The 19632-nt window shown below is 71.2% G+C and carries 15 protein-coding genes and 1 other RNA gene; 5 read left to right on the plus strand and 11 right to left on the minus strand.

Annotated features, from left to right (window positions below; genetic code table 11):
- Positions 1–35 precede the first annotated feature (35 nt).
- On the plus strand, positions 36–797 hold the full coding sequence (locus AC3RXY_RS00115) for an HAD-IIB family hydrolase (protein WP_491508849.1): 762 nt from the start codon (positions 36–38) through the stop codon (positions 795–797).
- Between the two features lie 154 nt (positions 798–951).
- Here AC3RXY_RS00115 and AC3RXY_RS00120 read toward each other — a convergent pair whose 3' ends face one another.
- The 9 genes from AC3RXY_RS00120 to AC3RXY_RS00160 all read right to left on the minus strand — a co-directional run bounded on the left by AC3RXY_RS00120 (position 952) and on the right by AC3RXY_RS00160 (position 13217).
- Entirely contained in the window at positions 952–1608 is a 657-nt protein-coding gene (locus AC3RXY_RS00120; RefSeq protein ID WP_491508850.1) for a thymidine kinase, read from the minus strand.
- 9 nt (positions 1609–1617) lie between these two features.
- Positions 1618–3075, minus strand: a complete 1458-nt coding sequence (mqo, locus tag AC3RXY_RS00125; protein WP_491508851.1) for a malate dehydrogenase (quinone) — start codon at positions 3073–3075, stop codon at positions 1618–1620.
- A 72-nt stretch (positions 3076–3147) separates the two neighbouring features.
- Positions 3148–3765, minus strand: a complete 618-nt coding sequence (locus AC3RXY_RS00130; RefSeq protein WP_491509386.1) for a 1-acyl-sn-glycerol-3-phosphate acyltransferase — start codon at positions 3763–3765, stop codon at positions 3148–3150.
- The gene (locus AC3RXY_RS00135; RefSeq protein WP_491508852.1) at positions 3765–4829 is read right to left on the minus strand and encodes an aspartate-semialdehyde dehydrogenase; all 1065 of its coding nucleotides are present in this window, start codon (positions 4827–4829) and stop codon (positions 3765–3767) included. Before AC3RXY_RS00135 ends, AC3RXY_RS00130 begins: the two co-directional genes overlap by 1 nt.
- 124 nt (positions 4830–4953) lie before the next feature.
- The gene (locus AC3RXY_RS00140) at positions 4954–6240 is read right to left on the minus strand and encodes an aspartate kinase (RefSeq protein ID WP_491508853.1); all 1287 of its coding nucleotides are present in this window, start codon (positions 6238–6240) and stop codon (positions 4954–4956) included.
- A gap of 396 nt (positions 6241–6636) precedes the next feature.
- Complete coding sequence (recR, locus tag AC3RXY_RS00145) at positions 6637–7230, minus strand: recombination mediator RecR (protein ID WP_491508854.1); 594 nt, start codon at positions 7228–7230, stop codon at positions 6637–6639.
- Positions 7230–9656, minus strand: a complete 2427-nt coding sequence (locus tag AC3RXY_RS00150) for a DNA polymerase III subunit gamma and tau (protein WP_491508855.1) — start codon at positions 9654–9656, stop codon at positions 7230–7232. Before AC3RXY_RS00150 ends, recR begins: the two co-directional genes overlap by 1 nt.
- 148 nt (positions 9657–9804) lie before the next feature.
- Positions 9805–12306, minus strand: coding sequence for a glycoside hydrolase family 65 protein (locus AC3RXY_RS00155; RefSeq protein WP_491508856.1), 2502 nt, complete (start codon positions 12304–12306; stop codon positions 9805–9807).
- Positions 12307–12488: 182 nt separating this feature from the next.
- Entirely contained in the window at positions 12489–13217 is a 729-nt protein-coding gene (locus AC3RXY_RS00160) for an HAD family hydrolase (protein WP_491508857.1), read from the minus strand.
- A 141-nt stretch (positions 13218–13358) separates the two neighbouring features.
- Here AC3RXY_RS00160 and AC3RXY_RS00165 point away from each other — a divergent pair, with 141 nt between their 5' ends.
- Positions 13359–14165, plus strand: coding sequence for an ion transporter (locus AC3RXY_RS00165; protein ID WP_491508858.1), 807 nt, complete (start codon positions 13359–13361; stop codon positions 14163–14165).
- Here the strand turns inward: AC3RXY_RS00165 and soxR are convergent.
- Positions 14149–14637, minus strand: coding sequence for a redox-sensitive transcriptional activator SoxR (gene soxR, locus AC3RXY_RS00170; RefSeq protein WP_491508859.1), 489 nt, complete (start codon positions 14635–14637; stop codon positions 14149–14151). The genes AC3RXY_RS00165 and soxR overlap by 17 nt on opposite strands.
- A gap of 55 nt (positions 14638–14692) precedes the next feature.
- Between soxR and AC3RXY_RS00175 the strand changes: the two genes are divergently transcribed.
- Positions 14693–15358 carry a thiamine pyrophosphate-binding protein gene (locus AC3RXY_RS00175; RefSeq protein WP_491508860.1) on the plus strand — a complete coding sequence of 222 codons (666 nt, stop codon included), beginning with the start codon at positions 14693–14695 and terminating at the stop codon, positions 15356–15358.
- On the plus strand, positions 15358–16260 hold the full coding sequence (locus AC3RXY_RS00180; protein WP_491508861.1) for a transketolase family protein: 903 nt from the start codon (positions 15358–15360) through the stop codon (positions 16258–16260). Before AC3RXY_RS00175 ends, AC3RXY_RS00180 begins: the two co-directional genes overlap by 1 nt.
- Before the next feature lie 159 nt (positions 16261–16419).
- On the opposite strand, the gene ffs is transcribed toward AC3RXY_RS00180, so the two are convergent.
- An RNA gene (ffs, locus tag AC3RXY_RS00185) (signal recognition particle sRNA small type) lies at positions 16420–16516 on the minus strand.
- 65 nt (positions 16517–16581) lie between these two features.
- Between ffs and AC3RXY_RS00190 the strand changes: the two genes are divergently transcribed.
- Positions 16582–19578, plus strand: coding sequence for a hypothetical protein (locus AC3RXY_RS00190; RefSeq protein WP_491508862.1), 2997 nt, complete (start codon positions 16582–16584; stop codon positions 19576–19578).
- Positions 19579–19632: the final 54 nt, after the last annotated feature.

Genomic DNA, 19632 nt, shown 5'->3' on the forward strand with positions numbered 1-19632 from the left:
TCTCTGTATTCAGCTAAATGGAGATGAACACCGGAATGACTGCTCCACGCCTGGTCGCCTTCGACCTCGACGACACTCTCGCTCCGTCCAAGGGCCGGATCGACCAGCGCATCGCCGAGCTCCTGCTCGCGCTGACCGAGCACGTCGATGTGGCCGTGATCTCAGGCGGCAACGAGACGCAGTTCCAGACCCAGGTGATCGGCGCGCTCGGCGAAGCGGGTCCCGCCCAGCTCGGCCGCTTCCACCTGATGCCCACGTGCGGCACCCGCTACCTCCGCCATGACGGGGCAGCCTTCCAGCTGATCTACGCGCACGATCTCGACCCGGCGGACAAGAGCACCGCGATCACCGCCCTCGAAGACGCCGCGCGCCGCCTCGGGCTGTGGGAGCCGGAGCCCTGGGGGGACATCATCGAGGACCGCGGCTCGCAGATCACCTTCTCCGCCCTCGGCCAGCGCGCCCCGCGAGAGGCCAAGCACGGCTGGGACCCGGACGGCAGCAAGCGCGCTGCGCTCCGCGACGCGGTCGCGCCCCTCCTGCCGAACCTCGAGGTGCGCTCCGGCGGGTCAACATCGATCGACATCACCATGGCCGGCATCGACAAGGCCTACGGCATGCGCGAGCTCTCTGCGCGCACCGGTATCCCGCTCACCGAGATGCTGTTCTACGGCGACCGCCTCGACGAGGGCGGCAACGACTACCCGGTCAAGGCGATCGGGGTGCCGTCGATCGCGGTCGAGGGCTGGGAAGACACCGCAGACCGCCTGGACGACCTGCTGCGCACCGTGCTGCGCTGAGAGCCCGGGCGGTCGCCCCGGCTCCCCGACCTCGCTCCGCTCCGTCGGCCGAATCACCAGGATTTTCCGGCCCGCGGGCCGGAAAATCCTGGTGATTCGGCACGCGCGCAGCGCGCGGGCGTCGAAGCGCTGAGAACGCCGCGCGCGAGCTCCCTCAGCCGAGCCGCTCGCCGGACTCCCGCAGGTAGCACGCGCCGCACAGGGACTCATAGGTCACCGGGAGCACGTCGCCCGCGCCATCGATCGCCACCTGGTCTCCGTCGAAGACGAACCGTTCGCCGATGAGACGCCCGTTGAAGACCGCCTTGCGCCCGCACCGGCAGATGGTCTTGAGCTCTTCCAGCGTGTGCGCGATCGCGAGCAGCCGAGCGGACCCGGGAAAGGCGTTCGTCAGGAAGTCGTTGCGGATGCCGTAGGCCAGCACCGGAATACCGTCGAGCACGGCGATGCGGAACAGATCATCGACCTGGGCCGGGGTGAGAAACTGCGCCTCATCGACCAGCAGACAGGCGACGTCGTGCGCTCCCGTCGGCGCGACGGCCTCCTGCGGGAAGAGCGCCGTCCGATCGTCGCGGAGCCGGGTCCGCTCCCGGGCGAACAACACGCGGGCGTCGTCGTCGTGATCGATCAGGAAGTCGGTCTCCCGGGTCATCCCCAGCCGGCTGGCGATCTGCGTGGCACCCTTGGTGTCGATGCGGGGCTTGGCCAGCAGCACATGCTGACCGCGCTCCTCATAGTTGTACGCGGCCTGCAGGAGCGCCGTCGACTTGCCCGAGTTCATCGCCCCGTAGCGGAAGTAGAGCTTCGCCACGGCGCGTGGTCACTTCGTGAGATCGAGCACAGACGCCGTCGAGGCCATGGCGGCCTCCGCGGCACTCTCGTCGGTGTTCAGAGCGTCGCCGAGGGTCGGGATCAGGGCACGCAGCTGCGGCTCCCACTCCGGGTAACGGTCAGGGAAACACCGCGACAGCACGTCCAGCATCACCGGGACCGCCGTGGAGGCACCGGGGGAAGCACCCAGAAGGCCGGCGATCGACCCGTCGGCGCCCGCGACGACCTCGGTGCCGAACTGCAGCTTGCCGCCCTTCATGACCTGTGCGCGCTGCCCGGCGTTGAGCAGCTCCCAGTCCTCGTCCTTCGCGGTCGGCATGAACTCCCGCAGCGTGTCGACCTTCTTGGCGTGGTTCTTCAGCAGCTCGCTGACGAGGTACTTGACCAGGCTGAGGTTGGTGGCGCCGACCTTGAGCATGCTGAACAGGTTGTGCGGGCGCACCTGCGTGACGATGTCCATCATGTGGCCCTGCTTGAGGAACTTCGGGCTGAACGTCGCGAACGGGCCGAACAGCACGCTGGTCTCGCCGTCGACCACCCGGGTGTCCAGGTGCGGCACCGACATCGGCGGGGCCCCGACCGGGGCCTGGGAGTACACCTTCGCCTTGTGCTTGGCAACGACCGCGGGGTTCGACGTCTTCAGCCACTGGCCGCCGATCGGGAAGCACCCGTAGCCGCGGATCTCCGGGATACCGGAGCCCTGCAGCAGCTTCAGCGCCCAGCCCCCGGCACCGACGAAGACGAAGCGCGCCTTGATCCGGCCGGGAGTGCGACCGAGAGCGTTCTTGTACGTCACCAGCCACGTGCCGTCCTTCTGACGGCGGAGCTTGCTCACCTCGTGGTTGGTGAGCACCTGTGCGCCCGCCTCGGAGAGGTGCGTGAAGAGCTGCCGGGTGAGCGCGCCGAAATCGACATCGGTTCCGGACGGCACGCGCGTCGCGGCGAAGGGCTCGCCGGCGCGCCGCTTCTCCATGAGCAGCGGTGCCCACTGGTTGATCACGCGGGAGTCCTCGCTGTACTCGATGCCCGCGAACAGCGGCTGCTCCTTGAGCACCTCGTAGCGGCGGCGAAGGTAGTCGACATCCTGCTCGCCACGCACGAACGTCATGTGCGGGGTCGAGTTGATGAAGGTCGACGGCTCGTCGAGCACCCCTCGCTCGACCAGCGACGACCAGAACTGGCGGCTCACCTGGAACTGCTCGTTGATGCTCACCGCCTTGGCCGGATCAAGCCGGCCGTTGGGCCCCTCTGGCATGTAGTTCAGCTCGCAGAGGGCGGCGTGACCGGTACCGGCGTTGTTCCATGCGTTCGAGCTCTCCTCCGCGACCTGCGAGAGGCGCTCGAACGCGACGATCTTCCAATCCGGCTGCAGTTCGTGCAGGAGGGTACCCAAGGTGGCGGACATGATGCCCCCACCGATCAGAACGACATCGACGGTTTCGGTCACTGATCCATTCTAACGACGTCTGCAGAGCGTCCCGCGCCGGTCGTCTCGGGGCCGCCCCGCCGGACGGGGTCGTCAGAGGGCTTCTTCGCCGGCGCTCTCTCGGCGCAGACGCGGCTCTGTCCGGCGCTCCGGTCGCAGACCGGCCTTGTCGGCGTAGAACGCCCGGACGCGATCCATATCCCCCGCCACATCGCCGGTGAGCTCGATCGTCGGCCCGAGGCCGGTGGTCATCGTCGTCCGGTCGACGAAGCCCAGGGTCACCGGCATCCCGGTCTCCCGGGCGATCCGGTAGAAGCCGCTCTTCCAGTGCGTGTTGCCCCCGCGCGTCCCGTCGGGCGTGACGACAAGACCGAACACCGCGCCGGAACGGACCTGCGTGACGATATCGCCCACCACGCGAGCCGGGTCCGCCCGATCGACCGGGATCCCGCCCAGGCGCCGCATCACCGGCCCCCGCCACCCGTTGAACAGGCTCTTCTTGCCGAGCCAGCGCACGTCGATGCCGAGCTTCCAGGCGATGCCGAGCATCAGCACGAAGTCCCAGTTGGACGTGTGCGGCGCACCGATCAGAACCGTCGGGCGATCCGGCAGCGCCTCGGGGGCGACCAGCCGCCAGCGGCTGAACGTCCAGTAGATCGTCGCGATGCCGCGCCGGATCCCTCCGCCCCGACGCCCGGGCCCTCCCGCCATCACGCCCCGAGACGCTGTGCGACGATCTCGGCGATCTGCACCGTGTTCAGCGCAGCGCCCTTGCGGAGGTTGTCGTTGCTGATGAACAGCACGAGCCCCTTGCCCTCCGGAGCCGACTGGTCGGCGCGGATCCGCCCGACGAAGCTCGGGTCCTTGCCGGCGGCCTGCAGCGGCGTCGGCACCTCGTCGAGCACCACGCCCGGAGCGGCGGCCAGCACCTCGCGGGCACGGTCCGGCGAGATGTCTCCGGAGAACTCGGCGTGGATGCTGAGCGAGTGTCCGGTGAAGACCGGAACACGAACGCACGTGCCCGCGACGCGCAGGTCAGGCAGGCCGAGGATCTTGCGGCTCTCGTTGCGGAGCTTCTTCTCCTCGTCCGTCTCGTTGTCGCCGTCGTCGACGATGCTCCCGGCGAGAGGGATCACGTCGAACGCGATCGGTGCGACATACTTCTCCGGCTGCGGGAAGTCCACCGCAGAGCCGTCACGCACCAGGCGCAGTGTGTCGCCCTGGGCGAGCACGCCCTCGACCTGGCCGAGCAGCTCCTGCGCCCCGGCAAGGCCGGAGCCGCTGACGGCCTGGTACGTGCTGACCACCAGGCGCTCCAGACCCGCCTCGTCGTGCAGGGCCTTCAGCACCGGCATCGCGGCCATGGTCGTGCAGTTCGGGTTCGCAATGATGCCCTTGTGGGCCTCATCCACCGCATCGGGGTTCACCTCGCTGACGACCAGCGGAACCTTCGGGTCCATGCGCCAAGCGCTGGAATTGTCGATCACGACCGCGCCGGCCTCGGCGAAGCGCGGGGCGTGCGCGCGGCTCCCCGTGGCGCCCGCGGAGAACAGCGCGATCTGGATGCCGGCAGGGTCGGCGGTCGCTACGTCCTCGACGATCACCGTCTGACCGCCGAACTCCACCGCTGTTCCCGCGCTGCGCGCGGTCGAGAACAGCCGCAGCTCGCGGATCGGGAACGAGCGCTCCGCGAGAATCTCGCGCATCACTGCGCCCACCTGGCCGGTGGCGCCGACGACGGCGACGGAGATTCCGGAATCGGAGATGCGGGTCATGACGGATCCTTCGCTGTGGGTGTGCTCTGAGCGGGCCCCGACGCGGATGCCGAGCGCGGCGGCGCCGCGCCACGCGGCGTCGTCGAGGGTTTCGGTGATTGTAGCGGTTCTGCGGGGACGCCGGTCAGCGACCGGTGCCCGCGGCGACCGTCGCCTCGATGTCGCCGTCCAGACCATAGGCGGTGTGGACGATGCGGGCGGCCTCTGCCACCTCGTCTGCGCGCAGCACCACCGAGATCCGGATCTCGGAGGTTGAGATCATCTCCATGTTGATGCCAGCCTTCGACAGCGCCGCGAACAGCGTCGCCGAGACGCCGGAATGCGTGCGCATGCCGGCGCCGACGACCGAGAGCTTGCCGATCTGGTCATCGTGCAGCACGCTGTCGAAGCCGATCTTCTCCTGGTTCGCCACCAGCGCCTTGATCGCCGTCGCGGCGTCCGACTTCGGCAGGGTGAAGGAGATGTCGGTGCGTCCGGTCGCCGCGGGCGACACGTTCTGCACGATCATGTCGACGTTCGCACCCGATTCCGCGACCACGGTGAAGATCTCCGCGGCGGTGCCGGGGACGTCCGGCACCGAGGTGACCGTGATCTTGGTCTGTCCCAGATCCGTAGCGACTCCCGCGACGATCGGCTCTTCCATGTCTTCTCCCTCGGTCAGACGGGGATCGGACATCCCCCCGGCCAGAACGTATGTGCCCTCGTTGGGGCTGAACGTCGAGCGGGCGTGAATCATCACCCGGTGACGGCGCGCGTACTCCACCGCGCGGATATAGAGCACCTTCGCTCCGTTCGCGGCGAGCTCCAGCATCTCCTCGCTCGAGACGCGGCTGAGTTTGTGGGCCATCGGCACCACGCGCGGATCGGCGGTGAAGATCCCCTCCACGTCACTGTAGATCTCGCAGACATCCGCGCCGAGGGCCGCCGCGAGGGCGACAGCGGTGGTGTCGGAACCGCCGCGGCCGAGCGTGGTGATGTCCTGCGTGTCGTCGTTGAGCCCCTGGAAGCCGGCGACGATGCTGATGAACCCCATGTCCAGCGCCCGGCGCACGCGCACCGGATCGACCTCGACGATGCGCGCCTGCCCGAAACGGCTGTCGGTGCGCATCCCGGCCTGCGGCCCGGTGTAGGAGCGGGCCTCGAAACCCATCGAATGGATCGCCATGGCCAGAAGCGCCATCGAGATGCGCTCTCCGCTGGAGAGGAGCATGTCCATCTCCCGGGGTTCCGGGACCGGCGTGACCTGGCCGGCGAGGTCGAGCAGCTCGTCGGTGGTGTCGCCCATGGCGCTGACAACGACGACCACGTCGTGACCGGCACGACGTGTGTCGACGACGCGTTTTGCGACGCGCTTGATGCTCTCTGCGTCGGCGACCGATGAGCCGCCGTACTTCTGCACGATGAGGGCCAAGAGAACTCCCGAGGGTGACGGGCGGAAATCGCCCCCGCCATTCTACGATCTGTGCGTATTCCATTACGCGCATGTGTCCCGCCCCGACTTCGCTCCCGGCGCTCAGGCTCCCCCTCCCCACCCGCCGCTCACCGGCCGGTCGCGGTCATCGGACCACGCGCGTCCTCGCTCCCCAACTCAGGCAGTTTCCGCCCGGACACCGGGATACCGACGTTTTCGGCGGCGTCGCGCCGTTCTTGCCTGAGTGAGGTCGCTGCCGCCTGGGAGGGTGGGTGGGACACTGCACGGCAGGGGCAGACGGCAGACGGCAGACGGCAGACGGGCAAGCCGAGCAAAGCAAAAGCAGGCCGGGCAAAGCAGAGCCGAGCGAACCCGAGTCGCGCCGCGCAGCGGGGATCAGAGGGTGCGGCGGCCCTCGAACGCCCGTCCGAGGGTCACCTCGTCGGCGTACTCGAGATCGCCGCCCACCGGGAGCCCGGACGCGAGCCGGGAGACGGTGACCTCCATCGAGGTGAGCAGCCGGCTCAGGTATGCCGCCGTGGCCTCGCCCTCGAGGTTGGGGTTGGTCGCGAGGATGACCTCCTGCACGGTGCCGTCGGCCAGCCGGGTCATCAGCGGGGTGATCCGCAGATCGTCCGGCCCGACTCCGGCGATCGGACTGATCGCTCCGCCGAGCACGTGGTACAGGCCCCGGAACTCCCGTGTTCGCTCGATCGCCGCGACGTCCTTCGCATCTTCGACGACACAGATCAGCGCCTGGTTGCGGCGGGGGTCGCGGCAGATGGCGCAGCGCGCCTCCTCCGCGACGTTGCCGCAGATCTCGCAGAATCGCACCCGTTCGCGCACCTCGGTGAGCAGGAAAGACAGCCGCGACACGTCGAAGCTCGGGGTCTGCAGAATATGGAAAGCGATCCGCTGCGCCGACTTCGGCCCGATGCCGGGCAGGCGCCCGAACTCATCGATCAGCTCCTGGACGATGCCGTCGTACATCAGTTGAACCTCGTCGGGGGCTGGTAGGGCTCTTCACGCACGAAGGTCGCACCGAGCACCTGGCGCACGACCGCTTCGCCGTACCGTTGCACGCCGCTCGCCGGCGTGCGCTCGGTCACGGTAGGGGCAGGGGCGGCAGCGCGCGGCGCCGGGGCGGGGGCCACGGGTGCCGGCTCGCTCGGATCCGGTGGCAGCGCCGCCTCCCCCGGATCCTCATCCGGGGCGTCCGCGTCGTCCGGCGCGACGATGTCGCCGTCGTGCGGCGGCTGATACCAGCCGGGCGCCGGCATCGAATCGGCGTCGAGGGGCTCCTCCTCGACCGGCGACGACGCGGGCGGTGCCGGCGGGGCCGCTGGCGTGCGCTCGATGCGGGCGGGCTCCGCGACCGCGGACCCGCCATCGGAAACGGCGGCGGGTCCGCTGCCGGGAATCGCGGCGACCTCCCAGTCGTCCGCCTCGGCGGCGGGCGCGGCATCGGGGCGCGTGGGAGCACTCGCCTGCCCGGCTGGCGGCGCTGGCCGGGCAGATGGCGTCGGGGGCGTCCGAGGCGCCCCGGCGGCGGATGCCGGCGCCGCGCTCTGGCTCGGCGGGATGGCCGGGGCGCCCGGAGCGCCGAGCTCGGGCCCTGTTTCGAGCCCCGCTGAGGACCCCGCACCGGCGGGGTTCTCGGGCCGGTGAGGAGCTGCCGCGGGCAGGGGTGCAGGACGGTACTTCACCTGGATGCCGCACTCGGCCTGGATCGCGGTGCGCAGGTGGTCGGCCGCGCCGGCGCGGAACGCCGCGACGTCCTGCGGGCTCACGAAGCCCAGCGTCAGTACGTCGCCGTCGGTGAGGTCGAGCGGCTGGACCGTGGTCGCCACGATCCACGCACCGCGGTTGATGCCTTCGAGTCGGCGCAGCACGCCGGGCCACGCGGCCTTGAGCCGACCGAACGTGAGCGGGCCGCTCCCCTCCGCCGGTTCCGCCGCGGCCGGTTCCGGTGCGGTCGGTTCCGACGCCGCCGGGCCAGGTGTCGGCCGCACGGGTGCAGACGCGGAGCCGGCCGGGACCGGTGCACCCGCCGGATCCGCGGGGCGTCGTTCTCCCGGGTCGGACGCTGCAGCGCCCGCCGGATCGGTCGGCGCGTGGGCGACCGGCGCTGCAGCGGCCGGACCGCCGGTGGCGACAGGATCGTTCGCGGGGCCGACCCCCGCCGGCATCGGGGCAGCCGGTGCCGACGATCGCGGCGCAGCAGCCGGAGTGGCAGCCGGAGCAGCAGCCGGAACAACCCGTCCGATCGCCGCCGCCGCGCCCGCTGGCGCGGCTCCCCCGCTGTCCGCGGCGAGGACGCGCGCCACCATGAGCTCGAGGTGCAGGCGCGGGGAGGTGGCGCCGGACATGTCGTCGAGGGCGACGCTGACCAGGTCAGCCGTGCGGGAGAGCCGGGCGACACCGAAGGACTCCGCCTGCGCCCGCATCCGGGCCATCTCGTCCTCTGGCACGCCGCGGACCACCGCGGCGGCTCCCTCGCCGACCGCGCCGATCACGATGAGGTCACGCAAGCGCTCGAGGAGGTCTTCCACGAAGCGGCGCGGATCCTGGCCGGTCTGCACGACGCGGTCGACGGCCGGGAAAGCCGCTGCCGCGTCTGCCCGGGCGAGGGCATCGACGATCTCGTCGAGCAGCGCTCCATGCGTGTATCCGAGCAGCGCGACAGCGCGCTCGTAGCGCACGACGACACCGCCGTCCGCTGCGGCCTCCGAACCGGCGATCAGCTGGTCGAGCAGTGACAGCGTGTCGCGCGGCGAGCCTCCTCCGGCGCGCACGACGAGCGGCAGCACACCCGGTTCGACGCGCACGCCCTCCTCACCGCACAGCCGCTCGACGTACTCCAGCATCGCGGCGGGCGGCACCAGACGGAACGGATAGTGGTGCGTGCGCGACCGGATGGTGCCGAGGACCTTCTCCGGTTCGGTGGTGGCGAAGATGAACTTCACGTGCGCCGGCGGCTCCTCGACGAGCTTGAGCAGCGCGTTGAACCCCTGCGGGGTCACCATGTGCGCCTCGTCGAGGATGAAGATCTTGAAGCGGTCGCGGCTCGGGGCGAACGTGGCGCGCTCGCGCAGGTCGCGAGCGTCGTCGACGCCGTTGTGGCTCGCCGCATCGATCTCGACGACGTCCAGCGATCCGCCGCCCGCGCGCGACAGCTCGACACAGCTCGGGCACACGCCGCACGGGGTGTCGGTGGGCCCCTCTGCGCAGTTCAGGCAGCGGGCGAGGATGCGCGCGGAGGTCGTCTTGCCGCAGCCGCGCGGTCCGGAGAACAGGTAGGCGTGGCCGACCCTGTCACCGCGCAGCGCCGTCATCAGCGGCTCGGTGACCTGGGACTGCCCGATCATCTCGCCGAAGGTCTCGGGGCGGTATCTCCGGTAGAGGGCTGTGGTCACCCGAACAGCCTACGGCGTGCCGCAGACATCGGTTCCGCTCGATTCACGCCACGCACCAGAACAGGCAGGCAGCACCAGAACAGGCAGCCCCGCGGGGAAACTGCCTGTGCTGGTGCTGCCTGCCTGTTCTGGGGCGCGCGCCCCGGGATCAGTCGCCGAGCTCCTCGGTGACCACCACCGGGATCGACGACGTCGACGGCACGGACGCCGACATCTGGCTGCCGTCCTCCCGGCGCGCCCCCTCGAGGTGACGGAGGGTGGGCCGCCCCGGGATGACGGGCCCCTGATCGGCCAGGTGCACCACCGCGTCCTCTCCCACGGCGGCGGTGTGCTGCTCGCCGCGCACCGCGAAGGTGACCGGGTCGCCCGACTCCACCGCCATCCGCAGCTCGTGCCGCGTGATCGTGACGCGCACCGCGGACCCCTGCCACAGCAGCGGGAAGCTCAGCTCCGGCCAGTCCGCCGGCAGGCGCGGATCGAAGCTCAGCTCGCCGTGGTGATCGCGCATCCCGCCGAAGCCGCACACCAGCGCCGTCCACACCCCGCCGGCCGACGCGACGTGCACGCCGTCGGACGCGTTGTGGTGCAGATCGCCGAGGTCGACGAACAGCGACTGCTCGAAGTAGAGCCTGGCCAGATCCTGATAGCCGACCTCCGCGGCCAGGATCGACTGCACGACGGAGGACAGCGTCGAGTCCCCCGTGGTGAGCGGGTCGTAATAGTCGAAGTCGGCCTTCTTCTCCTCCGGCGTGAAGTGGTTGCCCTGCAGGAAGAGCGCCAGCACGACGTCGGCCTGCTTGAGCACCTGGAACCGGTAGATCACCAGGGGATGGAAGTTCAGCAGCAGCGGGCGCTGCTCCGGGGGCGTGCGGGCGAGGTCCCACACCTCCTTCTCGAGGAACTGGTCGTCCTGCGGGTGGATGCCCAGGCTCTCGCTGTAGGGGATGTGCATGGCGTCCGCGATGCGCTCCCAGGCCTCCGCCTCCCCCTCCTGCAGCTGCAGGCGCTCGACGGCCGCGGCGAACGCCTCCGGCGCGTCTGCTTCCAGCTCGCGCACGACCCTGGCCGCCATCCGCAGGTTGTACCGGGCCATCACGTTGGTGAAGAGGTTGTCGTTCACCACCGTGGTGTACTCGTCCGGGCCGGTCACCCCGTGGATGTGGAACGTGCCGTCCTCGTCGGACTCCCCCTGCCGCCAGAAGCCCAGCGTCGCCCACATCCGGGCGGTCTCGACGGCGATGTCCACGCCTTCCCGGCGCATGAACTCCTCATCGCCGGTGGCCCGCACGTACTTGCCGACCGCGAAGCTCACGTCGGCGTTGATGTGGTACTGCGCGGTGCCGGCGGCGTAGTAGGCCGATGCCTCCTCGCCGTTGACCGTGCGCCAGGGGAAGAGGGCGCCGGCCTCGTTGAGCTTCGCCGCCCGGCGGCGGGCAGCGGGGAGCATGAGCGCGCGGGCGCGGAGCGCGTTGCGTGCCCACAGCGGGCTCGTGTATGTCAGGAACGGCAGGACGTAGATCTCGGTGTCCCAGAAGTAGTGGCCGGAGTAGCCGGAGCCGCTGACCCCCTTGGCGGAGACGCCGAGGCCGTCCGCCCTGGCCGAGGCCTGCGCCAGCTGGAACAGGCACCAGCGGATGGCCTGCTGCAGATCGGGGTGATCGGCGACGCGCACATCGCTGCGCTCCCAGAAGGCGTCGAGCCATTCCCGCTGACGGTCAAACGCCGCCTGCGCGCCCTCGATGCCGACGCGGTCGAGCGTGCGACGGCAGCGATCGACGAGCTCCCGCGCCGGGACCCCGCGCGAGGTGTGATAGCTGACAAGCTTGGTGAGGCGGATCGGCACGCCGGCCCGCGCCCGCACGCGGAACACGTTCTTGGCGATGTCCGGCTCGACGAGCTCACGCATCGTGTAGTCGTTCTCGGTGTCGATGATGTGGTCGCACGCGACCGCGACGGTCATCCCGGAGTTGGTGATGCGGTAGGCGAGAGCGGAGCGCATCCCCGACTGCCAGTACTCCTGCGGCTGGAGGACGCGCTCGGCGATCCGCTCGCTGCGGCGCGGGTCGAAGCCCGATGAGGCCTCCGCCATCGTCGGCGTGCCGCCGTACACGTCCTCGCCGTCCTGCCGGTTGAGCAGCTGGGAGCTGATGGTCACCGGGGCGTCGGCGTTCTCCACGACGACGTCGAGCCGGAGCACGGCGAGGTGGCGCTCGTCGAACGACACCATCCGCTCGTCGCGGACCCGAACGCGCTTGCCGGACGGGGTCACCCACAGCAGATCACGGCGCAGCACGCCGTTGCGCATGTCGAGCTCGCGGCGGTACTCGCTCACGTCCGCCTCGTCGAGGGCCAGCGGCTCGTCGTCGACGTAGATGCGCATGACCTTCGCGTCTGGGGCGTTGACGATCGTCTGCCCGACCTCCGCGAAGCCGTAGGCCTGCTCGGCATGGCGGATCGGCCAGGTCTCGTGCAGGCCGTTGATGAAGGTGCCGTGCTCATGGGCGCCGCGCCCCTCGATATGGTTGCCGCGGAGGCCGAGGTAGCCGTTGCCCACGGAGAACACCGTCTCAGAGACACCGGGCTCATCACCCTGGAAGCGGGTCTCGACGAGGCACCAGGGGTCAACGGGGTACAGGTCACGATCGATCATGCGAAAGCCTTCACAGGGTTCGGAGGTGGGCGGATGCCGGCGGGAGACGGGGTGCCGCGGTGCGGGTGCGCCGGGGCGGCGGTGCGGGGCGGGGACGAGCAGGGTGGGCTGGGCCGGCGGATGAGCCGGCTGGTCAGCGGGCGGCGGGCGGCGGGGATACGGGATTCAGGGCAGAACGGGATTCAGGGCAGGAGGCGGGCCAGGTCGTCGACGACGAGGGTCGCCCCGGCGGCGCGAAGCGCGTCGGCCCCGGCCCCGCGATCCACGCCAACGACGTCCCCGTAGCCGGCGGCGGCAGCGGAGGCGACACCGGAGACGGCGTCCTCCACGGCGACGGCGCGTGCGGGGTCGACGCCCAGCGCCACCGCTCCGGCGGCGAAGACGTCGGGAGCGGGCTTGGAGGCCAGTCCGTCGCGCTCGGCGACGACGCCGTCAACGACGACCGGGAAGAAGTCGCGGATGCCGGCGGCCGCGAGCACCTCTTCGGCGTTCTTCGAGCTCGACACGACGGCCAGCGGCACCCCGGCGGCACGGAGGCGTTCGATCAGCGCGAGAGAACCGGGGTACGGAGCGATTCCGTCGGCGCGCAGGGCCTCGGCGAAGGCGATGTTCTTACGGTTGCCGATGCCGCAGACGGTCGGTGTCGACGGGGCGTCGTCGACGTCGCCCCAGGGGATCTCGAGGTTGCGGCTGTGCAGCATCGCCGCGACGCCGTCGTACCGTTTCTTGCCGTCGACGTACTGGAAATAGTCGTCGTCGGTGTACGGCGGCTGCGCGTTCCACTCGGTGAGCACCTCGTCGAACACGCGCTGCCAGGCGTGCATGTGCAGTTCTGCGGTGGGCGTGAGCACGCCGTCGAGGTCGAAGAGCACCGCCTCGGCGGCGAGCAGGTCTGGCTGCGAATCGGGCACGGGGCCTCCGGTGGGGAGTGGGCGGAAGGGGCAGGGCTCGACAGTGCGCCGACCAGCAAGCGTAATCCCCTCCGGGCGCGGACGGTAGCCTCGGATCTGCGCTGGTCACCGGCGCCGTTCCCCTCGACGCGAAGGCACCGCATGTCATCCGCTCCCTGGTACTCCCGTGCCGCCGTCGGCGGCTTCGTGCTGTCCCGTCCCGTGCAGGCCGCGATCATCGCGGTGATCGTGGTGAATGCCGTCATTCTCGGCCTCGAGACCGTTCCTGCCCTCCCGACGGACGTCGCCGGGGTGCTGCGCACGCTGGACCGCGCCTGCCTGGCGATCTTCATCGCCGAGATCGTCCTGAAGCTCTATGCGCAGCGCGGGAGGTTCTTCGCCGACGCGTGGAACGTGTTCGATTTCATCGTCGTCGGCGTCGCGCTGATCCCGGGGGCGGACGGCCTCGCGGTGCTGCGTGCGCTGCGGGTGCTTCGGGTCCTCCGCCTGGTGTCGATGGTGCCGGCGCTGCGGCGTGTGGTGGAGGCGCTCGTGCGCGCGGTGCCGGGGATCGTGTCGATCGCCGCGCTCCTGGTGATCATCTTCTACGTCTCTGGCGTGATGGCGACGATGCTGTTCGGCGCGGCGTTCCCGGAGACCTTCGGCGACCTCGGCCGGTCGCTGTTCTCGCTGTTCCAGGTGATGACCCTCGACAACTGGTCGGTGATCGCCCGGGAGGTGACCGCGCAGATCCCGTGGGCTCCGGCGTTCTTCGTGCCCTTCGTGCTCATCAGCGCGCTGACCGTGCTCAACCTGTTCATCGCCGTGATCGTCGATGCCATGCAGGGCCTGGACCACCCGCCCGCCGCGCCGGATGAGCCCGCCGAGAGCGACGACGTGCGGGCGGAGCTCGCGCTGCTGCGCGAGCAGATCGCGGAGCTGACCGCGGCGATCAGGGAGCGCTCGTGACGGTGTGCGCGGACCTCGGACTGCCCGCGGCCGTCGCGCGCGCCTGATCGACGAGGATCCGCGCACCGCTGCCGGTCTCGCCGAGGACGTCCTCCGGGTTGTAGAGCGGGCAGCGGTCCAGCGACAGGCATCCACATCCGATGCAGCTGGACAGCCCGTCGCGCAGGCGCTCGAGGAGCGCGATCCGCGCGTCGAGTTCGCTTCGCCAGGCCTGCGAGAGGCGCTCCCAGTCCTGTCGCGTCGGCGTCCGGTTGTCGGGGAGGCCGGCGAGGGCCTCCCCGATCCGGGTCAGCGGGACACCGACCTGCTGTGCGACGCGGACGACGGCGATGCGCCGCAGCACCGACCTGTCGTATCGCCGCTGGTTTCCCGTGGTGCGGTGCGACGCGATCAGCCCCAGCGACTCGTAGTAGCGCACGGCGGAGGTCGCGATGCCGGCGCGGTGGGCGACGTCGCCGATGGTCATCTCCATGCCCGTTCTCCCGCCGACTTGACTTCATGTGAACTTGAAGTTTTAGCGTAGCCCCATGACCCACCGTGAGACCCTTCTGCGCCGTGTCACCGGCGACGAGAAGCATGCGCTGAGCGCCCACTCCACCCTCGATGTGATCTCTGTCCTGTACGACAGCGTGCTGCGGATCGATCCGGCGCGGCCCGACGATCCGCGCCGCGACCGCTTCCTGCTGTCCAAGGGGCACGGACCGGCGGCCTTCTACGCCGTGCTCGCCTCGCACGGATTCTTCCCCGAGTCGTGGCTCGACGACGTCGGATCGGCGAACAGCGCCCTGGGCCACCACCCCGACCGCCGCGTGCCCGGCGTCGAGATCGGCTCTGGCTCGCTCGGCCACGGCCTGGGACTCGGCGTCGGGATCGCGCTCGCCCTGCGCCCGCACCCGGGGCCCCGCGTGTACGTCCTGCTCGGCGACGCAGAACTCGATGAGGGCAGCAACCATGAGGCGATCGCGTTCGCCGGGGCGTACGGCCTGGGCGACCTCGTGGCGATCGTCGTCGACAACCAGTCGGCGACCCACGGCTGGCCGGGCGGCATCGCGACCCGGTTCGCCGTCAACGGCTGGACGACGGCGACCGTCCCCAGCCGCGACCACGCCGCCGTCGAGCGGGCGCTACGGGGCACGACGCCCGGCCGCCCGCACGCGGTCGTCGTCGTCACGTCCGCGAAGGCGGGTGCCTGATGTCCATGCGCGACCGCTTCGTGGCGACGACCGCCGCCCTGCTCGCCTCCGATCCCCGCACCACTGTCGTCCTCGCCGACATCTCGGCCGCGGCGTTCGAAGGATCCCGTGCGCTGTTCCCCGATCGTGTGGTCAACGTCGGCATCCGCGAACAGCTCATGATCGGCGTCGCGGGCGGACTCGCCCTCACCGGACTCCGCCCGATCGCGCACTCCTACGCCACGTTCGTCGTGGATCGGGCGTATGAGCAGCTCAAGATCGACCTCGATCATCAGGGCGTCGGAGCGATCCTCGTGGGCGTCGGCGCCTCGTACGACGGCAGCCGCATGGGGCGCACGCACTTCTCGCCGGAGGACGTCGCGCTGCTCGACACCCTGGAGGACTGGACGGTCCATGTGCCGGGGCACCCCGATGAGGTCGAGCAGCTGCTCCGCTCCGCCGTCGACCGCGACGACCGCACCTACCTCCGCCTGCACGCGCAGTCCAACGCCGCCGCGCATGAGAACGTCGAGGTGCTGCGCGACGACGGGCCGACGACCGTGTTCGCGGTCGGGGTCATGCTCGATCGCGTGCTCGAAGCGAGCCGCGGCCTCCCCGTGCGGGTCGTGTACCTGCGAACGGTGCGCCCGCTCGACGCTGATCGGCTCCGCACGGTCGCGGCGCCCGGCGACGTCGCGATCGTCGAGCCCTACCTCGAGGGCACGTCCGCACGGCTGTTCGCCGACGCCCTGGGCGATCGCCCTCGCCGGTTCCTGTCGGTCGGGGTCGGCCGGCACGACCTGCACCGGTACGGAGAGATCGAAGACCATGACCGCTGGCACGGCCTGGACGTGCGCGGCATCCGCGAACGCCTCACGGCCTTCCTGAACGGACCGCGGGGAGCATCCCGCCGACCGGGTTGAGGCGACAGCGCCGCGACGGGACGGCCCGCGGATCGTCACCGGGTCGGGATCGCCGGGGATGCCGCGCCCGGTGCCGGTGGTGCCGGTGGCCGGACGGTGGACGCGGATCGTCTCGTCGTCCGGAGGGTGCCCCGGCTGTCGCCGCGGCCGCGCGGGCAAAGAAAAGACTCTCCGCGCACCCGACAGAGCCCGGTTACCCTTGCTACGTTTCCGTCCTGGGGGAATTGGCCTGGGTGTCGCCACGCGGAGAGCCGCAGACCACTCTACCCGACGCCTCGGCCGTGTGACGGCCACAGCCGCGATGTGCGGCATGCTCGAAGCATGTCCCCGACGGCCGACGCGCGTACGGATGGCCGCCGTGCGCACGTTCCGCTCGCCGGCTGGCGCTTCGACGGAACCCTCCGTCCGTCGCAGGCCGGCGTCCTCGCGCGCGTGCCGGCGGGCGGGGACACGGAGTCGATCCACATCGTCGCACCACCCGGATCCGGCAAGACCCTGCTGGGGCTGCTGCTCGCGATGCGCGAGGGGCGACGCACGGTCGTGCTCGCTCCGAGCGTGACGATCCGGCAGCAGTGGGTGCGTACCGCCCGGGAGCTCGCACCGGACCCGGCGGAGGTCTCCGATGATCCGCATCTCCTGGGCGATCTCACCGTGCTCACCTATCAGCTCCTGGGTGTGATGGGCGATGGCGCCCCCTTCGACGAGCTCGCCCGCGCTCGCTGGGTCGACGACCTGTGCCGGGCCGGCCGTTCCGAGGCGGAGGCGACCACCTGGCTCGCGGAGCTGGCGTCATCGCATCCGCCCCGGTACCGTTCCGGCATCCGTCGCAGAGCGGCCTCCGCGCGGCGCGGATTCACCAGGGCGCGCCCCGACCAGATCGCCCTGGCCCTGCATCCGAACGCCGTCGCCCGGCTGGACGCCATCGTCGAGGCCGGCATCGACACGATCGTGCTCGACGAGTGCCACCATCTGCTGGACCACTGGGCGCTCGTGGTCGCCTATCTGGCGGGCCGCATCCGCGAGCGGGGCGGCCGCGGGCTCCTGATCGGCCTGACCGCGACGCTCCCCTCCCCCGAGGACGGCCGGGAGTATGACAACTACACCCAGCTGCTCGGCGACGTGGACGACGAGGTCCCGACGCCGGCGGTCGTGAAGGAAGGACATCTCGCGCCCTATCGCGACCTCGTGCGGTTCGTCGAGCCGTTGCCGGCGGAGTCGGGCTTCATCCGCCGGCACGGCGCCGCTCTGGACGACCTGCTGCGTCGGATGCTCGCGACGCCAGACGGCGTCGCCTATCTCGAGAGCGTGCTGCAGCCGGCGCCGGCGGGCGGGGCGGAGGAAGCCGGATCCGGCGGTGCGCCGCCGCGGTCGGCGCAGACGGATCTCGAACGCGCCCTCGCGGCGGACCTGCCGCTCGCCCGCGCGTGCGGCGTGGTGCTGCGACGCATCGACCCCGCCCACCCGATCGTGCCGCTGCTGTCTCCGGTGCTGTTCGACCGCTGCACGACGGATGACCTGCTGACCGTGCTCGCGCGCTTCGCGCTCACCCGGCTCCTGCCGGATCCCGCAGCACGGCGGCAGTGGGACCACCTGCGTTCGACCCTGGCGGACTTCGGTCTCCATCTCACCGATCGGGGCATCCGCCGCGGTCGCGATCCGGTGGAGACCACTCTCGCGACCTCGGCGGCGAAGGACCATGCGGCGATCGACATCATCCGCGACGAGCTCGCGGGCCCGGATGGCGACCGCATCCGCGCCGTGATCGTGACCGACGCCGTCGAGCACGGCGGAGCGTCCGGCATCACCGGCGACGCCCCGGCCGGTGCGCTGCGCGTGTTCGAGCGCGCGGCCGTGACGCCCGTCACCGCGGCGCTGCATCCGGTGCTGCTCACCGCCAACCGGCTGCGCGTGCGCGCCGACGACGCCGAGCGGCTCGCCGCAGAGCTCACCGCCCTCCTGCAGGTCCCGGTGTCGGTCCGCGCCGAGCCGGGGCCGACCCGCGAGCTGCGCGCGGTCGGCCAGGGCGCAGGGCGCATCGTGGCAGCGGTCTCCGAGCTCATCAGCCGCGGAGACGTGCGCCTGCTGGTCGGCACGCGCGGGCTGCTCGGCGAGGGCTGGGACTGCCCGGCGGTGAACACCCTCATCGACCTCACCACCGTCACCACCTCGACCGGCACGCAGCAGCTGCGCGGCCGCACCCTGCGCCGGGATCCCGCGTGGCCGGGCAAAGTGGCGCACAACTGGTCGGTCGCCTGCCTCATCCCGCCTGACGTGCCGTTCGACGAGCCCGCAGAGCTGCGCCGGCTCCACCGCCGGCACGAGCACCTCCGCGGACTCGACGCGGACGGCCCCGCCTCGCCGTCCGCTTCCGTCGAGATCGTCGCCGGTCTGCCGGCCGTGCTCGACTCCGCAGCACGTGCGGTGCTCGACCGCGTAACGGCGAAGGACACCACGTGCTCTGTCGCGGCCCTGGACGCGTTCGCGGCCGCCGGCATCTGCCCGCGGGCGGAGACCCGCGCGCGGTGGCGCGTCGGCGAGCTCTACGAGGATCGTGCGCGCCAGGTGGTCGCCGTGCGACGGCTCGCGGGCCGCGACGCACTGATTCCGCCGCCGCCACGCCTCGCCGGGGCGATCCCGGTGAGCGCGATCGCCGGCACCGCGGGCTCTGCCGTGCTCCTGACCGCGCTCAACGGCGCACTGCTGGTCGGGGACGGCGCCGGCATGACGTCCCTGGCGATCGGAGCGGCATCGGTGGCGATCGGCATCGGGATCGCCGCGACCGGCGGGGCGCGCTCGGCCCTCCGCGCAGCGCGACGACGTCGTGATCCGGCCGGAACCCACCGCGCGGCGACGCTGGCGATCGTCCGCACCCTGCGCGACGCCGGACGGATCGGCGACGTCGACGAGGACGACGTGGTCGTGCACGCGGGCCGCGATGAGACCCGCATCGAGCTGGGCGGGCACGCCGGCGATCAGCGCACCGTGGCGGATGCGGTGGCGGAACTGTTCTCCCCGCCGGAGAGCCCGCGGTTCCTGCTGCGCGTCGACCGCGCCGACGTGCCGCGGAGACGCTCGCTCGTCGGCGTCGTGGCCGGGCTGCTGAGCCGCGGCGCCGAGCGTCAGACGCTCCTGCCGGTACCGCGGATCATCGCCCGCCGCCGCGCGGATGCCGCGTGCTTCCTCGCCCACTGGGAGACCGTCGTCGGCGCGGCGGAGCTGCACGAGCTGGCGGGCGAGCGCGGCCTCGCGCTGCTGGCCCTGGCACGCGCCGCCCCGCTGCGCACGGGCCCCACGCCCCGCCGGACGATCTGGGGATGACCGGCGCGCACCGCCGGCGGACTCCCGCCGCGGCAGGACACGCACAGCGTTCCG

Source organism: Microbacterium longlingense (assembly GCF_058349825.2).